The 7091-nt window shown below is 66.4% G+C and carries 4 protein-coding genes; 2 read left to right on the top strand and 2 right to left on the bottom strand.

From position 1 onward, the window contains the following. Positions 1–118: 118 nt before the first annotated feature. The gene (locus AAGA68_02325) at positions 119–469 is read right to left on the bottom strand and encodes a dihydrofolate reductase (GenBank protein ID MEM9383868.1); all 351 of its coding nucleotides are present in this window, start codon (positions 467–469) and stop codon (positions 119–121) included. 417 nt (positions 470–886) lie between these two features. Here AAGA68_02325 and AAGA68_02320 point away from each other — a divergent pair, with 417 nt between their 5' ends. After that, the gene (locus AAGA68_02320; protein MEM9383867.1) at positions 887–1801 is read left to right on the top strand and encodes a hypothetical protein; all 915 of its coding nucleotides are present in this window, start codon (positions 887–889) and stop codon (positions 1799–1801) included. Continuing rightward, entirely contained in the window at positions 1798–4959 is a 3162-nt protein-coding gene (locus AAGA68_02315; GenBank protein MEM9383866.1) for a hypothetical protein, read from the top strand. The genes AAGA68_02320 and AAGA68_02315 overlap by 4 nt, the downstream gene beginning before the upstream one ends. A 240-nt stretch (positions 4960–5199) precedes the next feature. Here AAGA68_02315 and AAGA68_02310 read toward each other — a convergent pair whose 3' ends face one another. Next, on the bottom strand, positions 5200–6963 hold the full coding sequence (locus AAGA68_02310; GenBank protein MEM9383865.1) for a DEAD/DEAH box helicase: 1764 nt from the start codon (positions 6961–6963) through the stop codon (positions 5200–5202). Between the last annotated feature and the right edge of the window lie 128 nt (positions 6964–7091).

Genomic DNA, 7091 nt, shown 5'->3' with positions numbered 1-7091 from the left:
GCATGAGCGACCCCAACACTCGGAAAACGCCGGCCTCAACCCTGAGAACGCCTCACAGGCACTCGCTCAGCTGCGGTCAACGCCCTACGATCTCATCTCAGGGGCTCAACGCCACACCTCATGAATAAAGCAGGCTAGCGCGCGGTAGGGTCTCAGCGTACACCCGCGCTCCACCGCCCACGAACACGCGCTCGTCGAGCGACGCCGCTTCGCGCAAAGCCTCGTCGACGGACGCGCAAATCTGCACGTTGGCCGCAGGCACTTCCCTGAGGCTGCGACTCACCACGAGCAGTGGCGAATCCACTAGATCCGCGCCGAAGATCTCGTAGCTCCGTCGCCCCATCACGATGGGATGGCCACGCACTTTACCTAAGAAATTCGCGTACTCCTCCGGCAGATTCCAGGGTAGGCCATCGCCGCTGCCGATGACGCGCTCGCTACTCATGGCACTAATCAGTATCAACTCCACCGATCACCTCAAACGAACAAAATTATTATAAGTCTGCTCAGAAAAACTCATCAGCGCGCTCTTAGCTTATGAAATACCTAACTTTGATGGCAAGAGGCGCTATATGCGGATATCACCGCGAAGCACAAGGCAGCAACGCCCCCGCCGCACCGGCGTGGAGAGAAAGCGTAACAGACCGCCCGCGGCGCCCGCCGAGGGGAGACGCCCAAACACGGTGGCGCAGATGGCCCGACTGTTGGGTCGGTACCGTGCCGGGGCGTGGCCACTGATGCGCCTGCGGGAGCCGTCGAGTCTGCGACCCGCACCGCCGACACGAGCGTCGCCCCCGCGCAACACGCCAACGCGGTATGCTAAGCGTCAGCTGTGGATGACCTACCCCACGGGTTGCCCCTCCCACACCGAGAAAGGAACTCTCACGTGACCTCTCCGCCGATCGCGCCGGTTAGCACGCAGAACTATCTGCTGGCGCGTCTGGCCGCGGTCGGGGACGGCCGTAGAACGCCCCGTCAGCTGGCGTGCGATCTGGGCTCTCGCCTTCCGGCAGTTCATTGGATCAAGGCGCTTGGCGAGCTCGCACACCTCACCTGGATCGATCCGCACGCTAGGCAGGTCACCCTCACAGACACTGGCCGCCGCGAGGCTGAACAGCGCTTCGGTGCGCTCGGGCACGATGCCGGAGGATGGCGCCCCCGGGTGGAGCCTGCCCTTTGCTTGGGCTATCGCCCCGACAGCGACCGCGCGGCGCGCACGGCCCGCCCGGATACGCTTCGTGCCGTCCTGCTCACCCGCCTCTACACCCTGCCGCTAGATGAGGACACGGTCACCCTGAGCCAGGCCTCTGGCGCGCTGGTCCTGCGCGGCATCGTCGGCTTGGCACCGCGCGGCGCCGCCGCCGAGCTGCACGAGACCGCGCGGCGTATCAGCACGGACCTAGCCCACGTCGCACGCTTGCGCCAGGTCGTCGCTCAGCTGGCCCTGGAGTACGGGCTGGCCAGCGCCACGCCCGCGCTCGTCAGTACCCACCGCTCGCGCAAGGCCAGCCCGGGCCTGCGCCAATTCGCCCAGCACGTAGTGAACATCGCACGTACGGCCCATGCAGGCCCCTTCGGTCACAAAACACCCGTCGACCACGTGTACGACGAGTACGGGCGGCGCCATGCCGACGCGGGCACCTTGGCTCAGTTCAAGGCGCGCCTACTGCAAGCTTCGCACGCCGGACTATTGGCCCTGCTCCCCCTGGATGACCCGCGCGCCCTCGATACCGCCACGCGCGAGCGCAGCGAAATCACCGTGCCAAGCGGTGCCCTGCACTTCGTGGAGCGCGGCCTGTGAGCATCGAAGACACTCTCTTCCACGCGCTGGCGAGCGAACACTTCAGCGGGATCTATTCGCGCTTTGCCACCGCCACCTGGGCCCGCGATGCGATCAGTCTCGATGTGCCGAGCATCCATGCGGAAGTCCGTCAGGGCATCTTGAACGTGGTACGGGCAGCGCACGAAGACGCGAGCCCGGGCGATCGAGTACTGCTGGTCAAGGGCGAGGCTGGCCTTGGTAAGACGCACTGCCTGACCACGGAGCTGGCCAAGCTCGCCCGCCGCGGGAAGGCCTATCCGGTGCTCATGCAGCTTGCCGTCGACATCGACGCCAGCGAGCTATCGCGCTGGTTCGTGAAGAAGATCTTCGACGAGCTCGCCACGGACAAGTTCGGCGACCAAGACGGCCTCTCCCCCCTCGAGCGCCTGGCTACGATTCTGTGGTCCCACGCCGCAGATCAGCGCAAGCGCTTCCGAGCCAAGCGCGATGCTGATGCGAGCGAAGAGGTGCTGGACAAGCTGGCTGTCACCGCGGCGCGCAAGATCACCAAGCAGCTAAAGAGTGCTGGCGTAACCGCCGATGATCGCGTCGTGGTCGCAGGGTTACTGGCCCGAGCTGATGATTGCGGCCTACCCTTCAAAGCCTGGGTCAACGGCTCTTCGTCACACCAGACCTTCGGCGCCCTGTATCTCGAGCCCCTGCGTCACAACGACCAGCGTACAGATGTTTTGCTCAGCCTCGCCCGCATCTGCCACGCCACCGGCGCGCCGTTCATCCTCGCTATCGATCAAATCGAGAGCACCGAACAAATCGGTTCGCTCGCCCTGCTCGAGAGTTTCCTAGCCTCCGCAATCCAGCTGTGCGAGGACGGGATCCAGGGCACTGGAGTCATCATTTGCGCCCTGTCGGACATCCTCGCGCGCCTGCCAACTCTGCCCGCCAGCTTGCGCCAGCGCCTGGAGATGCAGCCATCTCCCGTGCAGATGCGCCCGCCGAAGCCCACGGAGATACAGCGCATCCTCCAGCGCCGCGCACAGGTGCTGCTCGAGCGTACCGAGATCGACGTCAGCGAGGTGCAGGCGGCCGATCGTATCTCCCCTGCATGGCTGTGGCGCGAAGGCTCACTGCAGCCGCGTCACGTGCTCGAGTCGGTGCGCGCATACCGTGAGAGATGCGTAGCGGCCAATGAGTTTCTGGGCCAGAACGCCTTCCGCGGCAAGGTGCCCGGACTGAGCCCCGCGTCGCAAACGGTCGACTTCGACAAGGCGTGGGAAGATCGGCGCGATCAGGCGGTGGGAGGTGCGCGAAGCTTCTCCGATGAACAGCGCATCGAGTTGCTCAGCTGGCTGATCAACGAGTCAGCCATCGAGATCATCGGCCTCACGGGCACACAGCTCAGCCGCAGGCACCTGGGAGGACCCCACCCCTGTCGTATCCTGCGCGTGGCGTTTATGGTCGAGGAGCAAACGCGGCTGGAAGCGTGGGAGATCGCCTTCGCCGATGCGCCCGTGCGCGGTCGCGCCCTGCGCCGGCAAATCGAGTTGTTCCTGCGCCATTGCACGGACGCCCTGCCGGCCATCTTCCGCCTGGGCACCGTGAGCGGCTTCGACGGCACGGAGCCAAATCGCAGCCTCAAGGAGCTGCGCCGCCTCGCGACGGGGCCCGCCTTGGTGAACCTGCTCGAGGCGGGCGGTCGGGTAGCGCCCACGGAGAAGCAACACTGGACCGAACTAGCCACGGCGCGGGAGTTCGTCGGCGAATTCGCCGACGCGGCCGGCGTTGGCGAGTGGCGACGCGAGCGACGCTTCCTCACCCGCGAGGTCGCGATCGGCCCCCTCGCCTCCCTGGCCCGACCGCGAGCCAACCCTGCCCGCCTCACGCTGGTCACGACGGCAAGCACAGATGCGCCCAGCGAAGAAGCACCGCAAAGCGATACTGCCCCCTCGGAGGCTGCGCCCACCTTGGCAGAGGACCCCCCCCCCCTCGCGGCCCCCACAGGGCCTGCGCCTCAGCAGGCTGAGAACGGCCCGCTGCCAGTCCTGGTGCGCCCGATTCACGCCCGCACCAACGGCGACGCCCGCGACACGGCGCGCATGCTGCTTGGCCACGGCGATGGTGAACGACCGATCTTCTGGCACCTCGATCCGGGAGCGAACCGCGCCTTGCCGAACTTCGGCCTCACCGTGTCCGGTGACGCGGGCCAGGGCAAGACGCAGATCATCAAGGCTCTGCTTGCAGACGCCGCGCGCCTGGACTGCCCAACGCTCGTCTTCGACTTCAAGAACGACTACTCGGGGGAGTTCGCGCGCACGCACGGCTTCGAGGTGATCGACCTCCAGGACGGCGTGCCTTTCAACCCCTTTCGCCCACCGCCCCAAGGCGAGAGTGGGGCACAGATCATGCCCCACGTGTTCGAGATCGCTCGCGTGCTAGCCACCACACTGCAGCTCGGGGAGCAACAGACGGCGCTCCTGCGCGCCAGCATCATCCAGGGCTTCGAGGACAGGCTGCAGCCTCTACGCGAGTGGCTGCCGGTGGAGCCGATCAAGGCACCTTCCCTGCACGATGCGATCACCATCGCCCTGCGCGAGGAATCCACCACCGCGACGAGCCTGAGCAACCGCCTAGGCCTGCTCCATGAGATGCGCCTGCTACCGGGCGATGCCGGCGCGCGCTTGTCCTTCGCAGAGCTGATGGCAGGGCGCTACGTGCTCTCGTTCAACAACCTGCCGAACGATGATCGCCTGAAGTCCGCCCTGGCGGAGATGATTCTGATCCAGCTGCAGGGGTACATGCTGCGCGGCGAGCAGCCGCGCGCCCTGCGTCGGGTACTGGTGTTCGATGAGGCGTGGCGCGCCTCTCAATCGGAGCGCCTGATTCAGCTCGCGCGAGAGGGCCGTGCCTTCGGCGTGGCGGTGGTGGTCGGCACCCAGTTCCCCGACGATCTCTCGCCCGACCTGGTGGGCAATCTTGCCAGCAAGCTCTACCTGTACAACTCCGATGCGCAACGGCGCCGGCGCATCGTCACAGGGGTGTTCGGTCGCGCGACGGGTGCCGAGGCGGGCCGCCTGGCAGGAGCCCTAGCGGGGCTGCAGCAGTTCGATGCAGTATTCTCGAACCAACAGCATCAGCCGTATGTACGCTTACGCGTCCTGCCCCATTTCGAGCGCGAGTAGGGCGCTCTGAGCGGATACGAACGGCCTCGATAGGCAAGCTAGTAGGCTCTACACTATCAGGTGCACGCGCACGCGGCGACTGACTACCTAGTAAAATTATTCACTTTGCGGGAAGTCTCACCAAGCCCCGTCTCCCTGGTCTACCGGAGCGCGCGACAGGTACCGACTCACCTACCACGGCTCATCGACTTGCTGCGCGAGCACCTATCCCGGGTGACCGCAATGGACGCAGCGACGGGCTCAGCGATCCAGGCGATCACCGTCCTCGCCGCCGCTACCGTGGCGCTGGCGGGTGATGGCGAGTGCCTGGCCGCAGACACGCACCTTCTTCAGCGCCTGGAAGATCGCCTTCGGCATGCCCTTCGGCAGGTCGACGAAGCTGTGATCATCCTCAATTCGTATGTGGCCGATGTAGCGCCCGTCGAGGCCCGCCTCGTTGGCGATCGCGCCCACGATGTTGCCCGGCTTCACGCCGTGGCTGGCGCCCACCTCGATTCGAAAACGCTCGCTGTCTGGATCTGGGCCTCGATCTCGGCGCGCCGGACGAGTCGCCGGTCGACCGTCCTCACGCGGCTCCCGCCGCGGTGCGCGCTTCGCGCGGTGGAACCCATCGTCGGATCGGGAGGACCGCTTGGGGCGCTCACTTCGATCCAACTGCGGCGCCGCCGCCTCACGCTCCTCCAGCAGCAGCGGCTTGTCGCCTAGGAACAGTTGGGCCAGGGCGGCCGCGATGTCTAGCTCAGCAACGTCGTGTTCGTCGCGATACTGCTCAAGCAACCCGCGCATAAAGGCGGTCTCGCCGGCAGCGAGCGTGTCGGTGATCTTCTGCTTGAAGTTGACGATGCGCTGGTTGTTCACCGCCTGCGTGCTCGGCAGGGCTAGGCGCTCGATCCGCTGGCGCGTGGCCCGCTCAATGGCGTACAGCAGGCGCTTTTCGCGCGGCGCGACGAAAAGTATCGCATCTCCCTGGCGCCCCGCACGACCGGTGCGACCGATGCGGTGGATGTAGGCCTGCGGATCGTTGGGAATGTCGTAGTTGATCACGTGGCTCAGGCGATCCACATCGAGGCCGCGGGCGGCCACATCGGTCGCCACCAGGATATCGAGGGAGCCACCGCGGAAGCGTTCGATCATCTGCTCGCGGTGCTTCTGCGCCATGTCGCCGCTCAGCGCCTCGGCGGCGTGGCCGCGAGCCTGCAGGCGTTCAGCCAGCTCTACCGTGGCCGTGCGCGTGCGCACAAAGATCAGCAACCCGTCAAAGGGCTCCACTTCCAGGATGCGCGTGAGCGCGTCGAGCTTGTGCAAACCGCTCACCTGCCAGTAGCGCTGGCGGATGGTCTCCGCGGTCGCCGTGGTGGCGCGCACGCTGATCTCCTGCGGCGATCGCAGGTGCCGGCGGGCGATGCGTTCCACCTCGGCGGGCATCGTGGCTGAGAAAAGTGCTAGCTGACGCTGCGCGGGGGTTTGCTCGAGGATCCACTCCACCTCTTCGACGAAGCCCATGCGCAACATCTCGTCCGCCTCATCGAGCACCATCGCCGACACCGCGTCCAGGCGCAGCGTGTCGCGGCGCATGTGGTCCATCACCCGCCCGGGAGTACCCACCACCACGTGCACACCGCGCCGCAATTGGCGCAGCTGCCCGCCGTACTCCTGGCCGCCGTAGATCGGCAGCACGCGAAAGCCCGGCAGATGCGCGGCATAGCGCTTGAAGGCCTCCGCCACCTGGATGGCGAGCTCGCGCGTGGGACACAGCGTGAGCAGCTGCACGCCACGGGCCTTCAGATCCAAGCGGGAAAGCAGCGGTAGGGCGAAGGCCGCTGTCTTACCCGTGCCGGTGGGCGCGTGGCCGAGCAAATCGCGCCCAGCCGAGAGCGGCGGGATGGCTTGCGCTTGGATCGGCGTGGGGCGCTCGTAGCCCAGGGCGTCGAGGGCCTGCACGACATCAGGCGCGAGGCCGAGTTCGCGAAATGCGGGCGTGGAGGTGGCGTCGTCGGGGGCCATAAGATCTCTGCGAGGTGAGGTTCGGGAACGTCGCGCGGAGGCGGCGTGGGTCGCGCATCATACTCCTGCCGGCGCCGCACCGCTCAGCAGGTGGGGCGAAAACCGGGTTAGACTCGGCCGCTGCCACT

This window comes from Pseudomonadota bacterium (genome assembly GCA_039193195.1).
Taxonomy (GTDB): Bacteria; Pseudomonadota; Gammaproteobacteria; order Steroidobacterales; family JBCBZW01; genus JBCBZW01.
Note: the sequence above shows the minus strand (reverse complement) of the source record. Positions and strands in the feature narration are given on the sequence as shown.

Bases quoted from the DNA above. Each gene is read 5' to 3' on its own strand.
- AAGA68_02310 (MEM9383865.1), bottom strand. From the start codon at position 6,963: ATGGCCCCCGACGACGCCACCTCCACGCCCGCATTTCGCGAACTCGGC.